Below are 26,243 nucleotides of genomic sequence, written 5' to 3' on the forward strand. Positions count from 1 at the left end.
TGTTATGTAAGGTTTAGGTTGTAGAAAGTGCAGTGTAACTTGATTACGGCGTTCATTGGTTAGCTACAGTGCAAAAAGTACAACGTAATTCGTTATACGGCGTTCATTGGCTGTCTACGTTGCAGTATTTACAATGAAAATGAATGATTCTTGCCGTTTTGGTAGAAAAGAAGCTTTTCTGCTGTACTTTCTGCAATGTAGGGATCAGAACTGTGTGTTATGTAAGGTTTAGGTTGTAGAAAGTGCAGTGTAACTTGATTACGGCGTTCATTGGTTAGCTACAGTGCAAAAAGTACAACGTAATTCGTTATATGGCGTTCATTGGCTGTCTACGTTGCAGTATTTACACTGAAAATGAATGATTCTTGCCGTGTTGGTGGAAAAGGAGCTGTTCTGCTGTACTTTCTGCAACGTAAGGTACAGAAGTGTGTGTTATGTAAGGTTTAGGTTGTAGAAAGTGCAGTGTGGTTTGTAATGGTCATTAACCTTAAACGGTACTCTTAGTTGTGGCTTTTTCTTGGATCATGCGGTTTTGTTCATTTTATTAGGTATAGGAGACGGACCGTATGCTGATGTGTTTTATTCAATTCGGTCATTCATGAGAGTCGGTAGAAGTCGCTCCTCAACGGCATGGCTACAGTGCAAAAAGTACAACGTAATTCGTTATATGCCGTTCATTGGCTGTCTACGTTGCAGTATTTACAATGAAAATGAATGATTCTTGCCGTTTTGGTAGAAAAGGAGCTTTTCTGCTGTACTTTCTGCAATGTAGGGATCAGAAGTGTGTGTTATGTAAGGTTTAGGTTGTAGAAAGTGCAGTGTAACAGTGTAACTTGTTTTTGTGGTTGTGGAAGTATTGGATGTGGGCAGTTTGTAGAAAGTGCAGCGTGGTTTGTAATGGTCATTTCCCTTAAACAGTACTCGTAGTTGTGGCGTTTTCTTGGATTATGCGGTTTTGTTCATTTTATTAGGTATAGGAGACGGACCGTATGCAGATGAGTTTTATTCAATTCTAATGTGTTTTATTCAATTCGGTCATTTATGAGAGCCGGTAGAAGTCACTCCTCAACGGCATGGCTACAGTGCAAGAAGTACAACGTAATTCGTTATATGCCGTTCATTGGCTGTCTACGTTGCAGTATTTACAATGGAAATGAACGATTCCTGCCGTTTTGGTGGAAAAGGAGCTTTTCTGCTGTACCTTCTGCAATGTAGGGATCAGAACTGTGTGTTATGTAAGGTTTAGATTGTAGAAAGTGCAGTGTAACTTGATGTTGTGGTTGTGGTTGTGGTTGTGGTTGTGGAAGTGCTGGATATGGGCAAAGTGTACAGAAGAAAGCAGAGATCAAATATGTAAGCAGGAGCATGACCCGTAGTAGGGTAAAAGTAGAAATAAGAGTAGGAGTAGAAACAGAATAGGAGTAGAAGAAGCAGAGCAGAAGAAGAAGCAGAGTAGAAGCAGAGCAGGAGTAGAAGAAGCAGAGCAGAAGAAGAAGAAGCAGAGTAGAAGCAGAGCAGGAGTAGAAGTTGAGCAGAAGTGGAAGCAGAGCACAGGAGTAGAAACAGAGCAGGAGTAGAAGCAGAGCAGGAGTAGAAACAGAGAAGGAGTAGAACAGAGCAGGTATAGAAACAGAGCAGGAGTAGAAGTAGAACAGTGCAGATAAGGAGTAGAAGCAGAGCAGGAGTAGAAACAGAATAGGAGTAGAAGCTGAGAAGGAGTAGAACAGAGCAGGAGTAGAGGCAGTTAAGGAGTGGAAGCAGAGCAGAAGTAGAAATAGAACAGGAGTAGAAGTAGAGACAGAGCAAAAGTAGAAGCAGAGAAGGAGTAAAAGTAGAAACAGAGCAAAAGTAGAAGTAAATGTAAATGTAAAAGTAAAAGTAGAAGTAAAAGTAAAAGTAGAAGTAGGTTAGGAGCAGGAGCAGGAGTAACATTAGAGTTAGAATGTGAGTAAATGCACAATTGCATAAGGGAATTGGTGAATTATCGGATGAGCCTGAATCGGAGAGAAGGCGGACTTTGGTTTCTTTTTGTGATAGAAGCTGGTGTGCAACTCGCAATTCGCAATTCGCAGCTCGCAACTCTTAAGGATGCATGTGTAATAAAAAGCTGCCCCCGAGCGGCGTGGTGCCTGCAGGGGCAGCTATTAAGATGATGCTTCAATCGATATAACAGGAATATGAAGTGCTGTGAGGGCGATTCACGCTTACTCGTGAATTTCAGTAAGCAGCTTGCCGAGCGCCTCGAGCGCCTGCTCTTCCTGTTCGCCATCGATCTCCAGCGTAACTTCCTCATTTGCGGCGATGCCAAGCGTGAGCATGCTTAGCGAGCTCTTTCCGTTGACTTTTTTCCTTTATTAATAACGTTCACCTTGCAGGGGAAAGTCGTTGCCGTTTGAACAAAGGTTTTGGACGGTCGAACGTGAAAGCCTGTTGGGTTAAGGATCGTGAATGTTTTGCTAATCATGATGAGTCACTCCTTTTTGGGTATCTTCAACAAATTGTGTAATTTCCTTGGTGCTCCGCATCGACAAGGCTTGGACGGCATGGCTGGACCATTCGGCTTGGTTAAGCTGGCTAATCAGCTCCCTGGCCGGAAGAATCCCGCCAGCGCTCATGCTGAATTCATGAAGACCGAGTCCTAGCAGCAAGGGGATTGCGGTCGCATCTCCGGCCATCTCTCCGCACATGCCAACCCATTTGCCTTCCTTCTCCGCTGCCTGAATGACAAAGCGAATGAGGCGCAGCAGGGAAGGATGCCATGGCTGGTACAAATACGCCACCGTTTCATTCATGCGGTCTGCCGCCATCGTGTATTGAACGAGATCGTTCGTACCAATGCTGAAGAAATCAACCTCCGGCGCAAAGAGGTCCGCTGCGATCGCTGCGGCGGGAATTTCGATCATCATGCCGATTTCAATATGCTCGGCGAGCTCAACGCCTTCTGCGATAAGCTTCTGTTTCTCTTCCTCAAGAAGGCGCTTTGCTTCGAGAAGCTCTTCGAGTACGGCGATCATCGGGAACATGATTTTCAGGTTTCCATAGCGGCTTGCGCGGAGCAGCGCCCGCAGCTGCGTCCGGAACAGATCCTGCCTATCTAAGCATAAGCGCAGGGCACGCTGTCCGAGGAACGGATTGCTTTCCTTCGGAAGCTCCATGTAAGGAAGCTCCTTGTCGCCGCCGATATCGAGCGTGCGGATGACGACGGGCTTTGGATTCATTTTTTCCAGTGCGTACTTATAGCTGGTGAACTGTTCTTCCTCGGTAGGGAGCGTGCTGCGTCCCATATAAAGAAATTCGGTGCGGAAAAGCCCGATGCCTTCCGCTCCATTATCGATGGCCCGCTGAATATCATCCAGCTTGCCGATGTTGGCTGCGAGTTCAACCCGTTTGCCGTCCTTGGAGAGCGAAGGAAGTTCTCTCAGCCTGCTTAGCTCCGTTCTCCTTAGATCATCAGCCTGTTTCTTGGCTTGATAATCCGCCAATTCATCGTCCGAAGGATTAACAAGAACGATACCTTGATTCGCATCCAGAACAACGAGCGCATGCGGAGCGATATCGAGAACGGCGCTGCCTGCTCCTACGATAGCGGGGATCTCAAGCGATCGTGCCATGATGGCAGAATGGGAAGTGCGGCTGCCCACCTCCGTAATAAATCCGCGCACGTAATCCAGATCGAGCTGGGCTGTGTCTGATGGTGTCAAATCGCGTGCGACGATAATGCATTCCTCGGACATGCCCGCCAAATCCATATGCGGCGTGCCGCGCAAATGGCTCATGATCCGCCCGGATACGTCTTCGATATCGACTGCGCGTCCGCGAAGCAGTTCATCGTCCATGCCTTGCAGCAGCTCGACGAATGATTGGGATGTTTCATGCAGCGCATATTCCGCGTTTATGTTTTCTTCTTCGATTTTCATCGCAATAGCATCAATGAAATCAGGGTCCTCCAGAATCATCAGATGACCTTCGAATATTTCTGCTTTGTCCGCTCCGAGCTTTTCTTCGGTAGAAATACGAATGGCTTCAATCTCTGCCTGCGCTACGGATACCGATGACCGAAAACGTAATATCTCGGCGGAGCTGTCTGGAACGATTTGACGATCCGGGACGAAGCGTTCGGCGGATAGGAAAAACACGCGAGCGATCGCAATGCCGGGCGAAGCCGCTATACCCTTCAGTGTCATTATGAGTTCATTCCTTTCTGTGCTGGACTATAACGCTGACTGATCTCGTGATATTGCTCGGCAGCTCTAATATGAAGGGGGTGCTGCTCGGCAAGGCCGGTATATTTGACCAGCGTCGCATGAAGCCCATGCTCATTCAAATAACCTTGCAGTTCTACCGATTCAGGGTCATCTGGATAATTGAAATATAAGGCAGCCGCCATAGCGGCGGTCAAGTGATCAACGGGAATGCCGTATTGATAAGCGGATATCGCCGGTCGAACCAGACGATCATTCGGAGAGAGCTTGCGAATTGGTGATCGGCCGATTCTGGCAATCTCATCCACCAGATAGGGATTAATAAATCGCTCCAAAATTTGATTCACGTAATCGGCATGAGCCTTCTCGTCGAATTGATAGGTCCGTACGAGAGCGGCGCCTGATTCGAGCAAAGCACCCTTTACCTCGGCAACGACATCTGGATCCTGCATCGCTTCTTGGATCGTTGCATAACCCTTTAAGTTTCCGTGGTAAGCTGCGACGCAGTGGCCCGTGTTAACGGTGAAAAGCTTGCGTTCGATATAAGGCTCGAGCCGATCCACATAGTGAATGCCTTGAATTTCAGTCTGGGAGGCGAGCAAAGGAGAACGTTCCACGGTCCATTCATAGAATGGCTCGACTGTAACCTGGAGTGAATCCGAATGCAGCTGCAGCGGTACGATACGGTCTACGGCAGCGTCCGGAAACGCAATGTATTGGTCTGCAAACGACTGGCCTGCTGCATCCAGCTGCTCGTAAACCAGTTTTTTCAAAAGCGTGCTGCCGCCAAGCGCATTCTCGCAGGCAATGATGGGAAGGGCGGCATTGTCGTTTGTCACACGCCGCTCGCTGCCTCTGACAATCGCATGCCGCTCGATGCTGTTGTCAGTCGACAGCTGCTCGCTGCCTCCGCCATTCGCAAGCCGCTCGATGCTGCCGTCAGTCGCACGCTGCTCGCTGCCTCCGCCATTCGCAAGCCGCTCGATGCTGCCGTCAGTCGCAAGCTGTTCGCTGCCTCCGTCAGTCGACAGCTGCTCGCTGCCTCCGCCAGTCGCAAGCCGCACCCCGTCTTTGCCAATCGCGCGCTGCTCAATACCTCTGGCAATCGCGCCTGCGATATGTTTCAGGATGTTAACGCCAACGGCAGTCGTTACGATGTCGGCGCCTGCAATGGCTTCGGCGACTCGGTCAACATCTTTGCCGTCAATCGCCGTAATGTGGTCAACCAGATAGGTGTCTCCTTGCTCATTAGCAAGCTTTACTGCATATTGTCCTTTATCTTGCAGCTCCGAAACGAGCTTGTCGTTCACGTCGACGAAGGTTATTTCGTAGCCGGCGTTGTGGAGCAGCAAGCCGATAAACCCTCTGCCGATGTTGCCTGCGCCAAAGTGGACGGCCTTCATGCTTCCATCCCCGATTCGAAAATAGCAATCAGCTCTTGCTCGGTCGAGGCGTTCAGAATGCGCTGCATGTCTTCTTCCTCGGATACGAGCACAGCAATGCTTGTCAAAATATCCAAATGGGCATCGCCGACCGCAGCTAGGCCGATAATCAGCTGAGCAGGCTCCTCGCCGCCGAAATCTACGCCTTCCGGCACGGTGATGATGGCAAGCCCGGTAGATTGGATGATGGCCTTCGCATCATTCGTGCCGTGGGGCATGGCAAGTCCGCCGCCGATGTAGGTAGACAGCGAATCCTCACGCTCGATCATTTTTTCAATATAAGGCGCTGGCACATGGCCTGCATCTACGAGCATCTGCCCGACAAGGCGGATCGCCTCGTATTTATCTTTTACGCTCACGTTAAGCTTTACTTTGTCTGTTGATAGAATAGTCATGGTTAGTCTCTCCAATCCAATTTTGTTTTTATATAATTCTCCAGCTGTTTGGAGATGAATAGCTTGATGCTTGCCTCGTCACCCTCTGCAAAAACAGCAATCAGTTCAGGCAGCAGCAGCATGGCGCTAATCTCGCTTAGCAGCTCCAGGCTGTACGTATCGAGCTTGTCAGGCCCGAGCATCAAGAGCAGTTGAGTGGCGTGCGAGGAGCCGTCCTCGTTTAATAGAAGCGGTCTGTCGTAACGGTACAAAGCAAGCAGAGGCGCTTCGATCCATTCGCTCCGCGTATGAAGCAAAGCGAGCTCCGAATCCGGCATGATCAGCGAGCCTTGCCGCTCTCTTTCGAGCAGCTGCGAAACGATTCTGTCCAGATGGCCGCCGATATAAGGCTTATCGATCAAAGAGAGCATGCAGGGGAGCTGGTGCTCAAGCTGCTCATGCTCATCGGCCAAATGCAAATCATGCACGCGCATGCCGTCCAGCAGCCTCAGGACAATGCCGGAATAAAGCTGGAGCAGATGCATCCGGTCCATCGGCGATTGCTTGAAATCATCGGTCACGCTAGCGATGGATGGACTTTCCTTCTTGAGCGTGGTGCCCTCAATATAAGCGCGCAGCTTGGTCGTTTCCTCTTGCGAGAGCATGGGGCTGAGTTTAATATAGCGATCGGGCTCCAGCGGCAAATCAACAGTTGAAATAATCAAATCGTAACGGTTAGGAGGAAGCCGACGTGCCTCGAACCATGAGAAATGGCCGATCAGCTCGATTTGCGGCAGCTCCTTGGCGATTTTGACGGCAAGAAGCTTCGAAGAGCCGATTCCGCTCGTGCAGACGAGCACAGCTCTAATTTTTCTCGGGAATGGCTTCAGTCTCTCCAGCGATGCGCCGAAATGCATGACGATATAGCCGATCTCCTCGTCTGGAATCTGGAGAGCCGTATAGATCTTTTGTACACCGCTGCGCACAATGGAAAACAGCAGGCTATATTCCTTCTTGATTGGCGCCAGCATAGGATTGCGAATGGCTATTCCGTCTTGAATGCGCCCAAATGCAGGCTTGATGTGCTGAATTAATCCGTCCTCCAACGAGCGGTCATGGGCAAGCGACATTTGCAGCTTCGATTCCACATGCCGGATCAGCTGCTTCACGTTCTCGATGGCCGTGATGTCCTCCTGCAGCACCAGCAGACTGCTTTCCGGAAGCGCCTCGTTATCCAGGAGCTCGGAGAGATACATTCGCTCTTGTTCCGGTGGCTGAATGTGTAGAACGTCAAGCAGGCTCCTCAGCAAGGGAATAGGCTCCGTCTTGCCGGCAGGGCTAGGTGGGATCATACAACCGCGCTCTATGCGGGTAAAAGCAACGGACAGCTTGATCAGCAGCTTCGTATAATCGGATTCCGACAAAGTGTTGGACCATTCGTCGCTTAGCTCCCATAGAGCGAGCTCCAGCCTTTTGAAGTTTTCTTTGCCGATCATGTCGAGTAGCCGCACTGTAATCGGATTGGTTACCGTCAAGTCCTTGAATTGTCCGAACAAGTCGGCATCGTCCAGATGATTGGCGGCAAGCAGGCTGATGGCATGGCGCTTGGCCGCTTCCTTGCCAATAATCTCTACGCCGTAGCCTCTGCGCCTTACGAGTGTCAAACTCTGCCGCGCAATGAACGGTTCGAGCTCATCGAGATCATGGCTAATCGTCGGCATAGTGACCCGCAGCTCATGCGCAAGCGAGAACAGCTTTATGGGCTCCTCAAGCTCCAGCAAGCTGCAGAAAATTAAGATTTTGCGTTCGTCCGCTGAATATTCCGCAGAATCGGCATGGTCAAGCGAATGCTTGAACCGCTCAAGCGCAGCGTGACTGGCTTCGGCGCGGATGCCGAGCCCCGCGGTTTTGTGCAGCTGAATCCCGCTTGCAGCAAGTAGTGGCTCGATATCGTTCAGCTCGCGATGAATCGTTCGCGTGCTGGTGCCGACGATTGCTGCGATATCGGCGGCGGTAATTTCATGCTGCTGCTCCAGCAGCAGCTCTATAATGCGGCGTTGCCTAGTCGAGGCTTTGATAGGTTATCCTCCTTAACAGAAGAATGGACTTAACGCCGACAGTAAACTGTCAGCGTTAAGTATGGTCTACATAAAAGAAACGGTATCGTTATTCGCTTAGTCTTCGAACAAGCAAGTCATATTCAGGGCTTTTAAGGAAATTGTCAATCGAAATATGCTCGGCGTTCGGCGCCTTCTGGCGAGCGCGGTCTGTGAGCGTCTTGTGTGTAATGACAATATCGGCATCGCCTGGAATATCGTTGATTGCGGTGTTGACGACCGTGACGGGAAGCTCGGCCGCATTTACTTTTTTGCGAAGGATCGAAGCGCCCATCGCGCTGGAGCCCATTCCTGCATCGCAGGAAAAGACGATTTTGTTAACCTGATCACTCGATCGCTGTGCTATCACTGCAGAAGGAGAAGCGGCAGCTGATCCTTTTGACTCCGCCTTCATTTGCTGCACTTTCTGTGTCGCAAGCTCCAGCTCATTGTCGTCGCCTTCGCTTTGCTTGCTGGTTTTGAGCAGCACGGCGGACACGAGGAAGGATACGACTGTCGCCACGACAACACCGCTCAGCATAGCCAGCACGCCGCCTTTTGGCGTCATCGAGAAGTAAGCTATTATGCTTCCTGGAGACGGTGCGGCAACCAGCCCTGCCCCGAATAGGGAGAAGGTGAAGGTTCCGGCTACGCCGCCTGCGATTGCCGCTAGTATTAAGCGCGGATTCATGAGAATGTAAGGGAAATAAATTTCATGGATTCCGCCGAAGAAATGAATGACGACAGCGCCAGGCGCGGAATGCTTAACCATGCCTTTGCCGAACAGCCAATAAGCAAGCAGGATACCGAGTCCAGGACCGGGGTTCGATTCAAGCATGTAGATGATCGATTTGCCGGTTTCGGTTGCTTGGTCCAAGGCGAGCGGTCCGAGAATGCCGTGGTTGATCGCGTTGTTAAGGAACAATACTTTGGCCGGCTCGATCAATACGTTCACGAGCGGCAGCAAGCCGGTATCGATCAGCCATTGCACGCCGGAGGAGAGCGCATTGCTCAGCGCCTCGACTACCGGGCCGATCCCTTTGAAGGCGATGAGTGCAAGCCCGCCGCCGATGATGCCGGAAGAGAAGTTGTTGATGAGCATTTCGAAGCCGGGCGGGATTTTGCCATCGATCGATTGATCGAATTTCTTCAGCACCCAAGCCGCAGCCGGGCCGACGATCATAGCACCGAGGAACATAGGGATCTCTGCGCCGGCGATCACGCCTAGCGTGACGATGGCGCCAATGACGCCGCCGCGTACGCCATGAATCATTTGGCCGCCGGTATAGCCGATAAGAATAGGAAGCAGATAGGTAATCATTGGGCCGACAAGCGTTGCTAAGCTCTCATTTGGTATCCAGCCTGTCGGTATAAATAAAGCGGTAATAAGGCCCCAAGCGATAAATGCACCAATATTCGGCATGACCATTCCGCTTAGAAAGCGGCCAAACCGTTGAACGGAAACTTTAAAACCGCCGGAGACCGGTTTTTCAGATGCCAGTTTATTCATCCTTCAACCTCCAATTAACATAATGTGTGCGAACTGAACATGAATTAATCGTAATGTATAGCGCTTACATGTTCAATCAATTGAAAAGCAGGTTGCGTCATGAAGGCTGTTGACATCATTTTTCTTTTTCTATTGCCGATTTGCGGGGATGCGGTATAATCACTATTGTTTCTTCTAATTTGGCAAAGGGGTATGCGAGATGCAGGATCAAACGATAATTCGCTTTGAGCACGTCACGAAGCAATATGACAATAGCGCTGCCGCTGTTCTGAGAGACGTTAGCTTTACAATAGAACGCGGCAAATTTTATACGCTGCTTGGCCCATCGGGCTGCGGCAAAACCACGATACTTCGGTTGATTGCGGGATTCACCGAGCCATCCGAGGGACAAATATATTTCAATGGAAAAGTCATTAACCGCGTGCCTGCGAATGAGCGGCAGGTGAACACCGTATTTCAGGATTATGCATTGTTTCCGCATCTGAATGTGTTCGAGAACGTGGCATTCGGCCTGCGCATCAAAAAAATGAAAAATGCAGATATTACCGCGAAGGTGATGGACGCGCTGAAGTTCGTCAATCTGCCTGGCTACGAATCGCGGGAAATTGCCGAGATGTCTGGCGGCCAGCGGCAGCGTGTGGCGATTGCGCGCGCCATCGTGAACGAGCCGGAGATTATATTGTTGGACGAGCCGCTCTCCGCGCTCGACTTGAAGCTTCGGACCGAGATGCAGTACGAGCTGCGCGAGCTGCAGCGCCGCCTTGGGATTACGTTCATATTTGTCACGCATGACCAAGAGGAAGCGCTCGCTATGTCCGATGAGATTTTTGTCCTTAATGAAGGAAAGATTCAGCAGAGCGGCACGCCAACGGATATTTACGATGAGCCGATCAACCGTTTTGTCGCAGATTTCATCGGTGAATCGAACATTGTGCCGGGCCGGATGGTGCGCGACTTCGAGGTGGAATTTGCCGGCCGCTCCTTCGCTTGTGTCGACCAAGGGCTCATGCCGAATGAAGCGGTCGATATTGTCATCAGGCCCGAGGATCTTGAGATTACCTTGGCAGGCGCCGGCAAGCTGGAGGCAAGGGTGGATTCACAGCTGTTCCGCGGGGTTCATTATGAGATTTGCTGTTATGACGATGCGGGCAATGAATGGCTAGTCCATTCCACGCGCAAGGCTGTTGTCGGTGAGCAGATCGGCCTGCATTTCGATTCGGAAGCGATACATGTCATGCGGATCGGCGAGACGGAAGAAGAGTTCGACAAACGTCTCGAAGCGTACAGTGAGGCTGACAATGTCGAATAGTTCTCGCCGTTTCTATCTGGTTCCCTATCTGGCATGGATCGTGCTGTTCGTTGTGGCTCCGATCGTGCTGGTTGCGTATTACTCTTTCTTCGACGTAGAAGGCCATTTCACACTGGGCAATTACGCGAAGTTTTTCACGCCGGTGTATATGCGCATGACGCTGAGCTCATTCTGGTACGCGTTTCTTATTACCGCGATATCGCTGCTTGCTGCTTATCCGGCAGCCTATCTCTTAACGCGGACCAAGCACAAGCAGCTGTGGCTGCTGCTCATTATATTGCCGAGCTGGATTAATCTGCTGCTCAAGGCTTATGCATTTATCGGCTTGTTCGGCACTTATGGCTTGACGAATAGCTTGCTGGAAGCGATCGGTATTGGCAAACAACAGATTTTGTTCACGGATTTCAGCTTTGTGTTCGTCTCCGTGTACATTTTTATCCCATTCATGATCCTCCCGATCTTCAATGCGCTGGAGGAAATGAATCCAACGCTCGTGTACGCAGCGAGAGACCTGGGCGCATCGGCATGGACGACGTTCCGCAGAGTCATCTTCCCGCTTACCGTCAGCGGGGTGAAGTCCGGCTGCATGGCTGTCTTCATTCCGGCGCTGTCGCTGTTCATGATTACCCGCCTCATCGCAGGGAACCGTGTCATAACACTGGGTACCGCAATTGAGCAGCATTTTCTCGTCACGCAGGATTGGGGCATGGGGGCGACAATCGCTGTCTTTCTCATCCTTGCGATGGCGGCCATGATGCTCCTCACTGGCAATCGGAAGCGAGGTGCGGTCAATGCGCGGAAAAAATAAATGGTCGAATATTTACTTGGTGCTTGTATTTGCTGTACTTTATGCGCCTATTTTCTATTTAATGTTCTACTCCTTCAACAGCGGCGGGTCGATGCGTGACTTCGAGAGCTTTACGCTCGACTACTACAAGGAAGTATTCGCTGATACGCGGCTGCTTATTATCGTGCTCAATACGTTCGTAATCGCGCTGCTATCTGCTGCGATCTCGACGATTCTAGGCGTCATCGGAGCGATCGCCATCCATCATGTGCGAAGCAATCGTCCGAAGCAAACGCTGCTTACATTGAACAATGTGCTGATCGTTAGTCCAGACGTGATTATCGGGGCTTCGTTTCTCATCTTGTTCACGATGATCGGCATTAAGCTTGGCTTCGTGTCCGTGCTGCTCTCGCATATTGCGTTCAGCGTTCCGATCGTCGTCATCATGGTGCTGCCGAAGCTGCAGGAAATGAGCACGACGCTTATCGACGCTGCGCGGGATCTTGGCGCAAGCTCCTGGCAGGTGCTCGCTAGAGTCGTGCTGCCGTTTATTAAACCAGGCATATTCGCTGGTTTTTTCATGGCGCTGACTTATTCGCTTGACGACTTTGCGGTCACCTTTTTCGTAACGGGCAACGGCTTCTCGACGCTGTCGGTCGAAATCTATTCAAGAGCCCGTCAAGGAGTATCCTTATCCATCAATGCGTTGTCGACGCTTATTTTCCTATTTACCATTATTCTCGTTGTCGGCTATTACTTTATCAATCAGCGAAATGTCAAATCACCGGTGAAGGAGGGACGCGGATGAAACAGCTCGTGCGCATGTTTGCGATTGTATTTGCCGTCTCCCTCGGACTCATCTACTTGACTGCCTATTTGAATGATAGCGAAGGCTATAGCGGTGACAAGACCTTGACGATTTATAATTGGGGCGATTATGTCGATCCGGAGCTGCTGGAGCGGTTCGAGCAAGAGACAGGCATTAAGGTCATTTATCAAACCTTCGACTCCAATGAGGCGATGATGACGAAGATCGAGCAGGGCGGGACGACGTTCGACGTCAGCGTACCTTCGGAATATGCAATTAGCAAAATGAAAGAGGAAGGCTTGCTGCTCAAGCTCGACCATGACAAGCTGCCTAACCTAAAGCATATTGATCCGAAATTTATGAATTTGTCCTTTGATCCGGATAATGCCTATTCAATTCCGTATTTCTGGGGCACGGTCGGCATTGTTTATAATCCTGAGCTTGTAGGCGATCTCACCTTCACGAGCTGGAATGATCTGTGGGATGATCAGCTGCGCAATCAGATATTGCTGCTTGACGGTGCGCGGGAGGTTATGGGCATGGGGCTGAACGCTCTAACCTATTCGCTCAATGATACGGATGAAGCGCATTTGCAGGAGGCTAAGGCGAAGCTGAAGCTGCTGACGCCTAACGTCAAGGCGATCGTTGGCGATGAAATCAAGCTGCTGCTTGCGAATGAAGAAGCGGCAGTGGGGCTTGTATGGTCAGGGGATGCCTCCGAAATTATGGGCGAGAACGATAAGCTCGATTACATCGTGCCCGAGGAAGGCTCGAACCTGTGGTTCGACAATATGGTCATTCCGAAGACGGCGAAGAATATCGAGGGAGCGCATCAGTTCATCAACTTTATGCTCGATCCCGAGGTGGCTGCTCAGAATACGGAATATGTCGGTTACTCAACGCCGAATCAATCGGCCATGTCGCTGCTGCCGGAAGATATTTCGGGCGATGAGCGTTTTTATCCGAATGAAGAGCTGACTGGAAGGCTTGAGGTATATGATAATCTCGGCAAAAAAATGCTGGCCCATTATAATGAGCTGTTCCTAGAGTTTAAAATGCATAAGAAATGAGCCAATATCGGGGCGTTTTTCGCGGATTCCCCATGCTATGATGGATAAGGAATTGCACAGGTGAATAATTGCGAATAGATGGAGCGGAAAAGAATGAACAATAAGTGGTTGAACTACGGCGGTCTGATCCTAATCGCTGTTGTATGGGGAGCGAACTTCGGCATTTCACGTCTCGCGATGGAGTCTTTTAATCCGGTCGTATTCTCTTTTTTAAGATTTGGTCTAGCTATCCCATTCTTCTTTCTGATCCTGAAGCTGACTGAAGGCAGTGTAGGCATTCCGTGGCGGATCGTACCGAGGCTGGCGCTTATCGGTTTAATCGGTATTACACTGCTTGAGATTACAGTCATGTACTCGATAAAGTATACGACGCTGGCGAATGCATCACTCCTTAACGTTGCGCCATGGCCGATTTTTGCAGCTTTGTTCGCTCCGTTGTTCATGAAAGAAACGATTACGCCGCGACTAATCGTCGGAGGCGCAATTTCGATTGTAGGCGTGTGCTTCGTCATTCTCGGCGGTGACGAGGGTTTCAGCCTATCCTCGGAAAATATGCTCGGCAATGCGATGGCTTTCGGCGTAAGCATTATCGGCCCGTTGTTCAATCTCACCTCCATGTCGCTTATGAAAACATATTCGGCGCTGCGCGTCAGCACTTGGACCATTGCGTTCGGCTCTTTATTCATGCTGCCGTTGACATTCGGCTCATGGGGGCAAACGAACTGGTCCGCGCTGAATGCCGGCCATTATCTGTCCATTGGTTATAATGTATTGATTTGTACGGTGGTAGCTTTCGTGATGTGGAATGCCTGCATGTTCAAAGTCGGCGCCACAAGGTCCAACTTCTTCCGTTATGCGGTGCCAGCAGCTGCGGTGGCCGCCGGTTACTTCATGTTCGATGAGAAGATTGCATTGCTTCAAATGTGCGGGGCGGGATGCATGGCTGCGGGCTTGATCTGGATCAGCATCGAGCGTAAAAAGCGGGCTGAGCCAGCTGCTCTATCCGCGAAGACGGGTAGTCAGCTCGTATAAATGAAGCCGCTTCATCATGGCCTTGAAACAAGAGGGGATGTCAAAGGGAGGTATTCTTCCATGGCATGCCTCTTTTTTAAAATATAGGAAAGTATATCATTTCGCCAACTTTCTCTATATTTCTACGCGAAACGTAAGCTTAGCTGCCAGAGGACGGCTTCATCCGTTTACGCTTGTGTGCATTGCCGTTCAGAAGTAAGAGGCTTGTTATGTAAGCGTTTGATTAGAATAGTCTGAAAATTATTTTTGGAAATCATCGAAGCGTTTGCACAAAATAGCGAAAAGTCAGTCATAGCAACACAATTTTCGTATTCAGCGGCAATGAAGGATAGCCTTGCAAACAACCGTTTGGGCGGTTCTACGCCTTGACTATCACTTTCAATACATGTTACGGTTTTGTTAGATAACATAACACTTGCCTTGCGGAAGGAGAATGATGAATGATAAAAGCGATTATTTTTGACTTTGACGGGACGATTATCGACACGGAGACGGCGTGGTACAATGCGTTTCGAGATGCTTATTTGGAGCATGGCGTAGAGCTCACGTTAGAACAATATTCGGGCTGCATCGGCACTAGTCTGCATACCTTTAATCCTTATGAATACTTGATGACGGATCTGAAGCTGGCCATCGATAAAGACAGCTTCCGTGACTCGGTACATGTCCAGCATACGAATCTCATGCAAAGCGAGCAGGTGCGATCCGGAATCTTGGATTATTTGAACGATGCGAAGGACTCAGGCATAAAGATTGGGCTTGCTTCCAGCTCGCCTCGCGCTTGGATCGACAAGTATTTGGAGCAGCTTGAACTCGGTCATTATTTCGAGGCAATCCGTACGGCGGATGACGTGGTGAAGGTTAAGCCAGACCCGGAGCTCTACGTACAAACTTTGACGGCTCTAGGCGTGGAAGCAAGTGAAGCGGTAGCGATTGAAGATTCGCCTAATGGAGCGCGAGCGGCTCTGGCGGCAGGCATGTCTTGCATTATCGTGCCGAATGCCATTACGAAATCATTGCCATTTGATCAATCTGATCGGTATGTTCATGCAGAGTCGTTATCTCATATTGATTTTCATAGGATGGCCGCTGGAGGGCTTTAAGTGCATCGTATAATCACGATCTAATAAATCAGAATATTCAGATAAAATTATAGCTGACGACACCATCCAACAAAAGGGGGTTCGGACAATGAAAGCTGTACATTTCGGAGCTGGAAATATTGGCAGGGGTTTTATTGGCCTTCTGCTGTCCCGTGCAGGCTATGAGGTTACCTTTATAGCGAGGAATGAAAAGAAGATTCGACTGCTGCAGCAGCAGAAGCAGTATTCAGTTATGCTGGCGAACGAAGAGCGAGACACGGAAATTGTGAATAATGTGACTGCGATCAGCGGCAAAAATAAGGCGGAGGTGGCATCGGCTGTCGCGACGGCCGATATCGTTACGACAGCAGTCGGGGTAACTGCGCTGAAGCATATCGCAGAATCTATCGCCGCAGGGATTGCGCTGCGACTGCGGGGGACAAATAAGAAGCCGCTGCATATTATCGCTTGCGAGAATGCCATATCGGGAAGCACGCTCCTTAAACGGAGGGTGTATGAGCACTTGCCTGCGGATCTGCATCAAGTCGCAGATAGCTGCGTCGCGTTCCCGAATACGGCAGTCGATCGAATCGTCCCCGTACAGGAGCATGATGATCCGCTTAAAGTGACAGTGGAGCCTTACTTCGAATGGATCGTAGATCGCTCAGCCATGATGGAAGGTTTTCAGGAGATCGCAAATGTAAAATATGTAGATGCGTTGGAACCTTACATTGAACGTAAGTTATTTACCGTAAATACGGGACATTGCACCGCAGCATATCACGGCTATCTAGAAGGATATGAAACGATTCAAGAGGCTATGGCGGACCTTCGCATACGATCTGAATTGTCGCTGGTGCTAAGCGAGACGGGCAGCATTCTTACTTCCAAATACCATTGGGACAAGAAAAAGCATGATCGGTACGTTCAGAAAATGATGGTGAGATTCACGAACCCACTGCTGTCGGATAGCGTTATACGTGTAGGCCGCTCGCCGATGCGCAAGCTGTCTTTGAATGACCGGCTTGTGAGGCCGGCTTTGCAGGCACATGAGCTGGGAGTATCGATACCGCACCTGACGTCAGCGATTGCGGCGGCGCTTTTGTTCGATTACGAGAAGGATGAGGAGGCCGTTGCGCTGCAAGCCGCAATCGCGAGCTCTGGCATTCATGACGTAATCACATCGCATATGGGCATACCGCAAAAGCATGCTTTTCATCAAGAGATCGTGGATAGCTATGGAACGCTCAAAGAGTCTTATGCTGCCGTGAAGTAAGCGGTCTATAGCATACCGGGGAAGGATCGGAAGGAGCAGAAGCTCCAGAAGATTCTTCCCTTTTTTATATGCCTAAGCACCGAAAGAAGCTTTTAAACGATTTCATGTCAGATGTCACTGTAACTCCCACTCAATGAAACCTAACATGACAATGGATAAATCCGTAGATTTTTTGCACTTTTAAGCTAAATTTTTCTTTTAAAATACAATGGAAACAGGTAAAATCAGAAAAGCGGCCTTCCCATGGAATGGGAGTCGGACTCTACGAAGAAGGAATGAACCTGAAATGACAGTGAGTATTGTGCAAGAAACGTTAAACCCGTACCAGATCGCACAACAGCAAATTGACACGGCAGCTGCTCATCTTAAACTGCCTGAGCATGTAACGCAAATTCTTAAGAAGCCGAAGCGTGTGCTCTCGGTTAGCTTTCCCGTTCGCATGGACGACGGCTCGATTCGCGTGTTTGAAGGTTATCGTGCTCAGCATAATGATGCGATCGGACCGACTAAGGGCGGCATTCGCTTCCACCCTGACGTTACGCTGGATGAGGTAAAAGCGCTTTCGATGTGGATGAGCTTCAAATGCGGCGTAGTCGGCTTGCCATATGGCGGCGGCAAAGGCGGCGTTATTTGCGACCCGCGCATTCTCAGCAAAGGCGAGCTTGAGCGGATCAGCCGTGCATTCATGGAATCGATTGCTGATTTTGTAGGGCCAGACAAGGATATTCCGGCACCGGATGTATATACTACTCCACAGGTTATGGGCTGGATGATGGATACGTACAGCAGATTGAAGGGTGTAAATTCGCCAGGTGTTATTACGGGCAAACCACTTATCATTGGGGGCTCCAAAGGTCGCAATGAAGCGACTGCACAGGGCTGTGTATATACGATTCTAGCTGCGCTGAAGGATATGCATGTCCCGGTTCAGAACGCTACTGCAGCTATTCAAGGCTTTGGCAACGCAGGCCGCATTGCAGCTCGTTTGCTTAGCGAAGCAGGCTGTAAGATCGTAGCGGTTAGTGATTCCAAAGGCGGAATTTATAATCCGGAAGGCATCGATATCGAGCGTATTTCGGAGCTGAAGGATAACTCCTCTATCCGCGAGTATGGCGAAGAGTACTTCATCTCCAACGAAGCGCTGCTTGAGCTTGACGTAGATATTCTTGTACCGGCAGCGCTTGAGAATGTCATTACAGCTGCGAATGCAGATCGCATCAAAGCGAAAATCGTAGCAGAAGCTGCAAACGGTCCAACAACGCCTGAGGCAGACCGTATTCTTGCGAGCCATGGCATTACGGTTATCCCGGATGTTCTGGCGAATGCCGGCGGCGTAACGGTTTCCTACTTCGAATGGGTACAGAACCTGATGAACTACTACTGGAGCGAGGCAGAGGTGCTTGAGAAGCTTGAAACGAACATGATCCTTTCTTATGTAGCTGTTCGCGATCTAGCCAAGGAGCATAAAACAGACCTTCGTACAGCAGCATATATGATATCAATTAAACGGATTGCAGCGGCTATGGAAGCAAGAGGCTGGATCTAAGCATCATATTAATTAAGATAGGTGGCGGCAGCATGACAGAACAGATTCGTATTGGCATCGTGGGTTATGGGAATTTAGGACGAGGGGTAGAGCTTGCCATTAAGCAGAATCCAGACATGAAGCTGGATGCTATTTTTACGCGCAGAGATCCTTCTTCGATCCCGTCAGCTGTTCAAGCTTATTCCATTGAGGAAGCAGAGCGTTTCGGTGATGCTATCGATGTGATGATCCTTTGCGGCGGATCAGCAACAGACCTGCCGGAGCAGGGGCCGGCGTTTGCCCGGATGTTCCATACTGTGGACAGCTTCGATACACATGCGCGCATTCCTGAATACTTCGAGCAAGTGGATGCGATGGCTAGAGTGAGCGGCAAAGTAAGCGTGATTTCAACAGGCTGGGATCCAGGATTGTTTTCCCTCAATCGCTTGCTTGCAGAATCAATTCTGCCAGAAGGCAAAGAATATACATTTTGGGGAAAAGGCGTGAGCCAAGGCCATTCCGATGCCATCCGCCGCGTTAACGGTGTTAAGCACGGTGTGCAATACACCATTCCGAGCGAAGAAGCGGTCAATCGCGTTCGCGGCGGCGAGAATCCAGAGTTGACTACGCGGGAGAAGCATATCCGTGATTGTTACATTGTTGCTGAGGAGGGTGCTGACCAAGAAGCCATTGCTCAGGAAATCCGCAGCATGCCGAACTACTTCTCCGACTATAATACGACGGTTCATTTCATTGATGAAGCAACGATGAAAGCCGACCACTCCTCTATGCCTCATGGCGGTACCGTTCTTCGCAGCGGCAAGACGGGTGAGAACAGCACGCAAATTATCGAATTCGGGCTGAAGCTGGACAGCAATCCGGAATTTACGGCTAGTGTCCTGGTCGCATATGCTAGGGCTGCCTACAAGCTTGCTCGAGAAGGCCAAGTAGGAGCTAAGACCGTATTCGACATCCCTTTTGCCTACCTTTCGCCAAAGTCCGCTGCAGATCTTCGTAAAGAGCTTCTTTAGAAACGGCTGAACAAATTCTGAACAATTCCTTAACAAATCCTCTTTTTTACATTTTTTTACTTACGTATATGAGAATTGTGAGATATACTCGATAAGTGATAAGCAATACTGTCGAATTATAGCGAGAAGTGCTGAAAGATCTAAGTTCCTATGGTAGAATAGTTACAAACCTGCCTATCAGGTGGCTTTGATCAAATTCTACTAGGAAGTGAGATCAGCATGATAGACATCCATACGCATATTTTACCCGGATTGGATGATGGTGCAGCGGATTGGAATGATACTTTGGACATGGCCCGGGCAGCCGCTTCAGAGGGAATCACAACCATTATTGCAACCCCGCATCACGCCAATGGGACCTATACAAACGCAGCGCAATACGTAACCGAGCATACCCGAGCGATTAACGAAAAGTTAATCGCTGCAGGTGTGCCTGTTACTATTCGGTCTGGGCAGGAAATTCGTGTCCACGAAGACCTGCTGGATGCGTGGTCAAGGAAAGAACTACTCCCTTTAGCCGGCTCTAGTTATGTATTAATAGAGATGCCTTCTTCTCGAATACCGAAGTCGATGATGGAGCTCATCCACGAGCTCACCATTTTAAACCTAAAACCTATCATAGCGCATCCTGAGAGAAACGCAGAGGTTGTACAGCATCCAGAAAGATTAGCAGAACTGATTGAAGCCGGAGCATATGCTCAAGTAACCAGCCATTCTCTTCTTGGCGGTTTTGGCAAACGCATCGAGCAATCTGCGTGGTCCTTATTAAAGGCTGGGCATATCCATATCGTTTCATCTGATGCTCATCATGTTGTTCGCCGCGGTTTTCGCTTGCGCGAAGCATATGATGCCATTGAGAGGCGGATGGGAGAACAGTGGGTTCATTATTTGCAAGCAAATGCCGAATACATAATAGAAGACCAAAAATTTCACAGCCAACCACAGGCAAGTGCTCCTTCCAAGGGATTTCTGCGTCGTTTGACTTCCTTAATTTACAAAAGATAGGCTGACCTTGAATGGTTGGGAAATTCAGCAAGTACATATCGGATAATCTTCGTTCGGCTTTATTAGTCATTCATCTATTAGATGAATGCCGCTATTTCAATATATTAGGAGTGAGAGAAAGTGACATTAAGAAAGAAATTAGCAGTATCTACGATTGCAGCAAGTGTAGCCCTAACGGCTCTTGCTGGCATTCCGCTTAGCAGCAAAGGTCTGGCGGAGAAGCTTGGCGTAAATGGGGTGGCTTATGCCTCCTCATCGCTTGAGAATTCTCAGGTTGTAATGGATATCAAAAAGCTGTATAACGCTTTGATAGCTACCGATGGACTTGATGCAGTAAAGGCGCTTCAGAATGCTTTGAATGCTCTGGACATTCATAAGAAGGGCGACATTGTTGCGCCAATCGTCGATAAGCTTGATCCGTTGCATCTGAAAGAAACGCAGCTGGAGAATCTATTCTATGATGCAGTTGCTTTGTCGTATAACCCTTCAGTAGAAGGTCTTGATGCGCTGCGCACGAACTACGGTTCATTGCTACAATCCTTCGCTACGGAAGCGAATGCTGGAGAGATGACAGTAGATGATATCGCTCAGTATTTCTTCGATATTCAAAAAGAACTAGTAGATCAAGTAGGTTCGAAGGATTTGTCTGATTTGCTCGATATCATGACTGATTCCGCAAGCCTTCAACAGCTGATGAGAGATGTGCTAGCTGCATTGCCGCAAAACGAATACAAAATTCAAAAGGTATTCCTTCATTACGGCGTGAATACGAATGATGTAATCGCAGTTCTTAGTGAAGCAAGAACGGAAGTTGAAGATAACAAGTTCACTGCTGCGGCAGCTGCGTTGTTCAAAGCATATAATTCACTTCAAACACCGACGGATTCGAATTCAGGTACGGGAACATCTGTCGTAGCGCTTCCTGCGTCGACAACTAAATTGCTTGATGAATTGAAAGCAGCTCTTGGTAAAGCTACTGAAGCAGAGAAAGCGGCTATTATTGCGAAATTTGTAACAGATGCGAGTGCAGAGGTTGCGAAGCTTGCAACCATTAATGCTTCTTCGAATGTAAGCTCGGTGAACGGGCAAGCGGTTCTTCAGCTTAATGAAGCAAGCGTATTGACCTTGATTGCCGGAATTAATGCAGTTGCAGCGAAAGTAAATGAGTTGGCACCAGCCTCTGCACTACCTAAGACAACTTTGAAGATTGATTTAGGTACAGTAACATTGAAGGAAGTTGTGCTTAATCTATCCGATGCAGCTGTTAAAGCTGCTGCTGCTGGACACATCTCCGGTGCAGTCTTTACCGTGAATAAATTCGAAGTTACCTTGCCGGTTGGCGGTTCATTCTCTTCGGCTCTTGCTTTGACCGTGAAGAAGACAGATGCGGCTGCTGAAGTAGTAGGTAATTTGAAAGCTGTCTCTGAGGTTTATGATTTCAGCCTAACCATTGGCGGAGCAGCGAAAACATCGTTCGATAAGCCGATTCTAATCGTTCTTCCGCTTGGAGATACGACAGGACTGGATCAAGAGCTGCTTTCTGTAGCTAAGATCGTAGACGGCAAGCTAGTATTCCATGGCGGACGTGTATCCGGCAATTCGATTATTGAATCACGTGATTCATTCTCCTCATATGTCGTTGTAGAGAATAAAGTATCCTTCTCAGATCTTGCTAAGGTAGAAGCTTGGGCTGGCCGTGAAATTACAGTCGTAGCTGCCAAAGGTGCTATCGAAGGCAAGTCTGAAGGTAAGTTCGTGCCTCAGGATAAAGTGACGCGTGCTGAATTTGCAAAAATGCTCATTCGCGCTTTAGACCTAGAGAATGGTTCGGCAACAGAAACGTTCGCGGATGTCGATTCGGATGATTGGTTTGCGCCGTATGTATCTGCTGCGGCCCAGCTGAAAATTATCAACGGTCGTTCGGCAACGAAATTCGATCCTAACGCGACCATTACTCGTGCAGAAATGGCAACGATGATTGCTCGTGCTTTGAAAGTATCGAGAGGCGCAGCGGACATTGCGGATGTGAATGCAGCTTTGAAAGGCTTCGCAGATGCAAGCAATATCAATGCTACCTTGAAAGACGGCGTTGCTTTTGCAGCTTCACACAACATCGTAGTTGGCAATGCAGGAAAGTTCTTGCCGAAGAACAACGCAACTCGCGCTGAAGCGGCTGTTATTATTTACAGAGCTCTTAAATTCGACAAGTAAGCAAACGAAATAAAGAGATCTTCCTCTCATGAAGGTGGGGGGAAGATTTTTTTACGCAAACAGTAGAATGTTGTCAAATTATAGATTATTTTTAATTGAATATAGTCCAATAGAATCGGATAGAAACTTGAAGACTGTATCCTTTGGAGGAATATATAGTGTCTAACGAACTAGATCTACGTCAGTATATGGCTATCATTAAGAAGAGATTAGCACTAATTATTATATTTGTATTTATCTGTACAGCGGCAGCAGCTGTTGTCAGCTTGTTCTTCAAAGACCCCATCTATGAAGCCTCAACAAAAATTATTGTCAATCAGACAACTACACAGATGGCGACTGGCCAGCTCGACCTCAATCAGATTAACTCAAATATCAAGATGATAGATACGTATAAAGAAATTATCAAAACGCCGGCAATTCTAGATAAAGTAGCCTCGCAATATGCAGAGCTTGGATTAACAGCGGAAGAGCTTTCTCGCAAAATAACAGTAAGCTCCGTGAATAATACGCAGGTTATGACATTAATAGTTCAAGACGTGGACTACAAGCAGGCGGCGCAGGTCGTGAATGCAGTATCCAACGTTTTTCGGGAAGAAATACAGCACATCTTTAAGGTTGAGAATGTTTCTATTCTAAATGAAGCGGTTGTCAATGCGGAGCCAAGTCCTGTTGCTCCTAATGTGCCGCTCAACATTGCAATCGCTTTTGTTGTTTCCCTTATGATTGCGGTAGGCATCACCTTCTTACTCGAATACATGGACGACACAATAAAGACAGAAGCGGATGTTCTGCAATATTTGGGTCAGCCTACGCTTGCGATGATCTCAAGAATGAATACGGAGGATGCAGATTCCAATCAAAAAAGAAGTGCCAACCAAACCTACAAGGCAGGTGAATTAGAGCGTGTCTCGATTGAAAAATAAGCGTCAGATTATTACGCAAACGAATCCCCGTTCTCCGATATCAGAGTCCTATCGAGCGCTCCGTACCAATATTGAATTTTCATCGATAGACGAGCAGCTTCAGGTGTTGATGGTGTCTTCTGCAGGTCCAGGCGAGGGGAAGTCAACGACGATTACGAATTTGGCGGTTACTTTCGCACAGTCAGAGAAGAAGGTTGTTCTAATTGATGCTGACCTTCGTAAGCCAACTGCACATCATACCTTCTCAATATCGAACCGCTGGGGGCTGTCTTCCGTTGTATCGCAGCAATGCTCATTGGAGGAAGTGATACAGATGACGGATATTGCGAATTTGGATGTCATTACTTCAGGGGCGATCCCGCCGAATCCTGCAGAGATGATGGGCTCGAAGCGCATGACGGCAATCATTGAGCAATTAAGAAGAATGTATGACATCATATTGATCGATACACCGCCGCTGCTTGCGGTAACTGACGCACAGATTGTTGCTACGAAGAGCGACGGCGTAATTCTAGTTGTGGATCAGGGTAAAGTGAAGCGCGAGATTGCGAGCAAAGCGGTGAAAAATCTAGAGAGCGTAAATGCGCGCATATTAGGAGTCGTACTGAACAATGTGAAGCGCAAGGCAAATGAAGAAGCCTATTACTATTATTATGGTGTTCAAGACAAATAGCATGTATAAATTCGTAGGTGAACGTTGTTCTGGAGGGATGAGTAAGATGGGTAAGCTTAGCAATAGAAATAGAATGCTAATCATACTAGTAATAGATATTTGTATTATATGGGTAGCGATTTCGATTTCTTATCTGTTTCGCTTTAATAGTCAGATCCCTCCCTTCTATGAATCTCAAATGCTTGTATTTGCATTAACCACTACCGTTATTTGTGGCAGCAGCCTAGCTTTTTTCCGTATGTACAAGCGGATGTGGCAGTATGCCAGCATCGGAGAAATCATAGAACTGGCCAAAGCTATTATTCTTGGACTGGTATTATCTTATGCAACCACTTATATACTGAGTGGAGAACGCGTTCCGTTATCGATTACAAGCCGCACCTTGGAGCTTATGCTGCTGCTAATGGGGGGCTCGCGCTTCCTCTGGCGGTTAATTCGGGTGAATAGAACGAAGAAGAAAGAACTTGCAAATCATGTTTTAGTTGTTGGCGCAGGCGATTGCGGAGCGTTGATTGCCAAAGAAATCATGACAAGCAACAGCTTCACGGGCAATCGCATTATTGGTTTTATAGACGATGATCTACATAAAAGAAATATGCAGGTATATGGCCTTCCCGTTCTAGGGAATCGTCTCCAAATTGAACGATTAGTACAGCAATATCAAGTCCATGACATTATTATCGCTATGCCGTCCGCAAAAAGGGCGAATATATCCGATATTATTAATATTTGCAAGCTGACAGGTGCGAAGGTCAAGATTATTCCCTCCATTAATGACTTTATTAAAGGACGATTAGCGGTCAAGACCTTAAGGAATGTAGAGGTTGAGGATCTGCTGGGACGTGAGCCCGTTATGACAGATCTCGAAGGAATTGCTAATTATGTTTCTGAGAAAGTGGTATTAGTTACGGGTGCGGGAGGTTCGATTGGTTCCGAGCTTTGCCGTCAAATCGCTACATTCAACCCTTCAGCTCTTCTGCTGCTTGGGCACGGGGAGAATAGCATTTATACGATTGAAATGGAGCTCAGAACGAAATTCCCGACTTTGCAATTAGAGACAATCATCGCAGATATTCAAGATCGCAGCCGCTTAGATGAAGTATTCCGTAGATTTAAGCCTCAGGTTGTTTTCCATGCAGCAGCCCATAAGCATGTCCCACTAATGGAACGCAACCCGACAGAGGCTTTGAAAAACAACGTATTCGGAACCAAAAACGTCGCTGACTGTGCGGACAAATATAAAGTAGAACGATTTGTTATGATTTCCTCCGATAAAGCCGTTAATCCTTCCAGTATTATGGGAGCCACCAAGAGAATTGCAGAGATGTACATACAGAGTATAAATACAGTGAGTGAAACCCAGTACGTAGCGGTCCGTTTCGGCAATGTGCTTGGCAGCCGAGGCAGCGTTATTCCAAGGTTTAAGGAGCAAATCGCAGCAGGAGGCCCAGTCACTGTAACGCATCCGGATATGGTTAGATATTTTATGACAATTCCAGAAGCGGTTCAGCTGGTGATTCAGGCAGGCTCATTCGCTAAAGGCGGGGAAATATTCGTCCTGGATATGGGCAAACCCGTAAAAATCCTTGATTTGGCGCAAGATCTCATTAGGCTGTCTGGTTATGAGCCCTATGCAGACATTGATATTAACTTCAGCGGTATGCGTGAAGGAGAGAAGCTGTTCGAGGAGTTATTGACTACAGAAGAGGCGGTAAGCTCTACGCAGCATGAACGCATCTATATCGGAAAACCTTCGCAGATCAATAGAGCGGAGCTTGAGCTCCAGTTCAAACGAATAGAAAAAGTCATCAGTGAAGACCAAGCAAGCATTAAAGACGTGATTGAGCATCTGGTCCCTTTTTATTCACATGTATCATAAGCAAA

The 26,243-nt window shown here is 48.4% G+C and carries 19 protein-coding genes and 2 pseudogenes; 14 read left to right on the plus strand and 7 right to left on the minus strand.

Going from position 1 to position 26,243, the window contains the following annotated elements; genetic code table 11:
• Nucleotides 1-2,204: 2,204 nt before the first annotated feature.
• The 7 genes and pseudogenes from FHS16_RS16290 to FHS16_RS16320 form a co-directional block, all read right to left on the minus strand.
• A pseudogene (locus tag FHS16_RS16290) lies at nucleotides 2,205-2,464 on the minus strand (HPr family phosphocarrier protein).
• Entirely contained in the window at nucleotides 2,457-4,184 is a 1,728-nt protein-coding gene (gene ptsP, locus FHS16_RS16295; RefSeq protein WP_183564516.1) for a phosphoenolpyruvate--protein phosphotransferase, read from the minus strand. The pseudogene FHS16_RS16290 and the gene ptsP overlap by 8 nt, the downstream one beginning before the upstream one ends.
• Nucleotides 4,184-5,605, minus strand: coding sequence for a mannitol-1-phosphate 5-dehydrogenase (locus FHS16_RS16300; protein WP_246431783.1), 1,422 nt, complete (start codon nucleotides 5,603-5,605; stop codon nucleotides 4,184-4,186). Before FHS16_RS16300 ends, ptsP begins: the two co-directional genes overlap by 1 nt.
• Nucleotides 5,602-6,039 carry a PTS mannitol transporter subunit IIA gene (locus FHS16_RS16305; RefSeq protein ID WP_183564519.1) on the minus strand — a complete coding sequence of 146 codons (438 nt, stop codon included), beginning with the start codon at nucleotides 6,037-6,039 and terminating at the stop codon, nucleotides 5,602-5,604. Before FHS16_RS16305 ends, FHS16_RS16300 begins: the two co-directional genes overlap by 4 nt.
• Before the next feature lie 2 nt (nucleotides 6,040-6,041).
• A complete protein-coding gene (locus FHS16_RS16310) occupies nucleotides 6,042-7,799 on the minus strand; it encodes a BglG family transcription antiterminator (RefSeq protein WP_183564522.1) in 1,758 nt (585 codons plus the stop codon).
• Nucleotides 7,800-7,964: 165 nt separating this feature from the next.
• Nucleotides 7,965-8,096: pseudogene (locus FHS16_RS32630) on the minus strand (HTH domain-containing protein); the annotation flags it as partial.
• Between the two features lie 88 nt (nucleotides 8,097-8,184).
• A complete protein-coding gene (locus FHS16_RS16320; RefSeq protein WP_183564525.1) occupies nucleotides 8,185-9,624 on the minus strand; it encodes a PTS mannitol transporter subunit IIBC in 1,440 nt (479 codons plus the stop codon).
• A gap of 199 nt (nucleotides 9,625-9,823) precedes the next feature.
• On the opposite strand from FHS16_RS16320, the gene FHS16_RS16325 reads away from it, so the two are divergent.
• From FHS16_RS16325 to FHS16_RS16390, 14 genes are all read left to right on the plus strand, one after another.
• On the plus strand, nucleotides 9,824-10,933 hold the full coding sequence (locus FHS16_RS16325) for an ABC transporter ATP-binding protein (RefSeq protein WP_183564528.1): 1,110 nt from the start codon (nucleotides 9,824-9,826) through the stop codon (nucleotides 10,931-10,933).
• Nucleotides 10,923-11,741 carry an ABC transporter permease gene (locus FHS16_RS16330; RefSeq protein ID WP_183564531.1) on the plus strand — a complete coding sequence of 273 codons (819 nt, stop codon included), beginning with the start codon at nucleotides 10,923-10,925 and terminating at the stop codon, nucleotides 11,739-11,741. The genes FHS16_RS16325 and FHS16_RS16330 overlap by 11 nt, the downstream gene beginning before the upstream one ends.
• Nucleotides 11,725-12,528 carry an ABC transporter permease gene (locus tag FHS16_RS16335; protein WP_183564534.1) on the plus strand — a complete coding sequence of 268 codons (804 nt, stop codon included), beginning with the start codon at nucleotides 11,725-11,727 and terminating at the stop codon, nucleotides 12,526-12,528. The genes FHS16_RS16330 and FHS16_RS16335 overlap by 17 nt, the downstream gene beginning before the upstream one ends.
• Entirely contained in the window at nucleotides 12,525-13,598 is a 1,074-nt protein-coding gene (locus FHS16_RS16340; RefSeq protein WP_183564537.1) for an ABC transporter substrate-binding protein, read from the plus strand. The genes FHS16_RS16335 and FHS16_RS16340 overlap by 4 nt, the downstream gene beginning before the upstream one ends.
• Before the next feature lie 93 nt (nucleotides 13,599-13,691).
• Nucleotides 13,692-14,630 (plus strand): DMT family transporter, encoded by a 939-nt coding sequence (locus FHS16_RS16345; RefSeq protein WP_183564540.1) that lies wholly within the window; start codon nucleotides 13,692-13,694, stop codon nucleotides 14,628-14,630.
• 440 nt (nucleotides 14,631-15,070) lie between these two features.
• Nucleotides 15,071-15,733, plus strand: coding sequence for an HAD family hydrolase (locus tag FHS16_RS16350; RefSeq protein WP_183564543.1), 663 nt, complete (start codon nucleotides 15,071-15,073; stop codon nucleotides 15,731-15,733).
• A gap of 88 nt (nucleotides 15,734-15,821) precedes the next feature.
• Nucleotides 15,822-16,988, plus strand: a complete 1,167-nt coding sequence (locus FHS16_RS16355) for a mannitol-1-phosphate 5-dehydrogenase (protein WP_183564547.1) — start codon at nucleotides 15,822-15,824, stop codon at nucleotides 16,986-16,988.
• A 286-nt stretch (nucleotides 16,989-17,274) separates the two neighbouring features.
• Nucleotides 17,275-18,534, plus strand: coding sequence for a Glu/Leu/Phe/Val family dehydrogenase (locus FHS16_RS16360; protein WP_183564550.1), 1,260 nt, complete (start codon nucleotides 17,275-17,277; stop codon nucleotides 18,532-18,534).
• Nucleotides 18,535-18,566: 32 nt separating this feature from the next.
• Nucleotides 18,567-19,544 (plus strand): diaminopimelate dehydrogenase, encoded by a 978-nt coding sequence (locus FHS16_RS16365; protein WP_183564553.1) that lies wholly within the window; start codon nucleotides 18,567-18,569, stop codon nucleotides 19,542-19,544.
• A 219-nt stretch (nucleotides 19,545-19,763) separates the two neighbouring features.
• Nucleotides 19,764-20,549, plus strand: a complete 786-nt coding sequence (locus FHS16_RS16370; RefSeq protein WP_183564556.1) for a tyrosine-protein phosphatase — start codon at nucleotides 19,764-19,766, stop codon at nucleotides 20,547-20,549.
• A 120-nt stretch (nucleotides 20,550-20,669) separates the two neighbouring features.
• Nucleotides 20,670-22,760, plus strand: coding sequence for an S-layer homology domain-containing protein (locus FHS16_RS16375; protein ID WP_183564559.1), 2,091 nt, complete (start codon nucleotides 20,670-20,672; stop codon nucleotides 22,758-22,760).
• 158 nt (nucleotides 22,761-22,918) lie between these two features.
• Nucleotides 22,919-23,686 carry a YveK family protein gene (locus FHS16_RS16380; RefSeq protein ID WP_183564562.1) on the plus strand — a complete coding sequence of 256 codons (768 nt, stop codon included), beginning with the start codon at nucleotides 22,919-22,921 and terminating at the stop codon, nucleotides 23,684-23,686.
• Nucleotides 23,667-24,359, plus strand: a complete 693-nt coding sequence (locus FHS16_RS16385) for a CpsD/CapB family tyrosine-protein kinase (RefSeq protein WP_183564565.1) — start codon at nucleotides 23,667-23,669, stop codon at nucleotides 24,357-24,359. Before FHS16_RS16380 ends, FHS16_RS16385 begins: the two co-directional genes overlap by 20 nt.
• A gap of 46 nt (nucleotides 24,360-24,405) precedes the next feature.
• A complete protein-coding gene (locus FHS16_RS16390; RefSeq protein WP_246431784.1) occupies nucleotides 24,406-26,238 on the plus strand; it encodes a polysaccharide biosynthesis protein in 1,833 nt (610 codons plus the stop codon).
• The last annotated feature ends 5 nt before the right edge of the window (nucleotides 26,239-26,243 follow it).

It is taken from the genome of Paenibacillus endophyticus (genome assembly GCF_014192395.1).
Taxonomy (GTDB): domain Bacteria; phylum Bacillota; class Bacilli; order Paenibacillales; family Paenibacillaceae; genus Pristimantibacillus; species Pristimantibacillus endophyticus.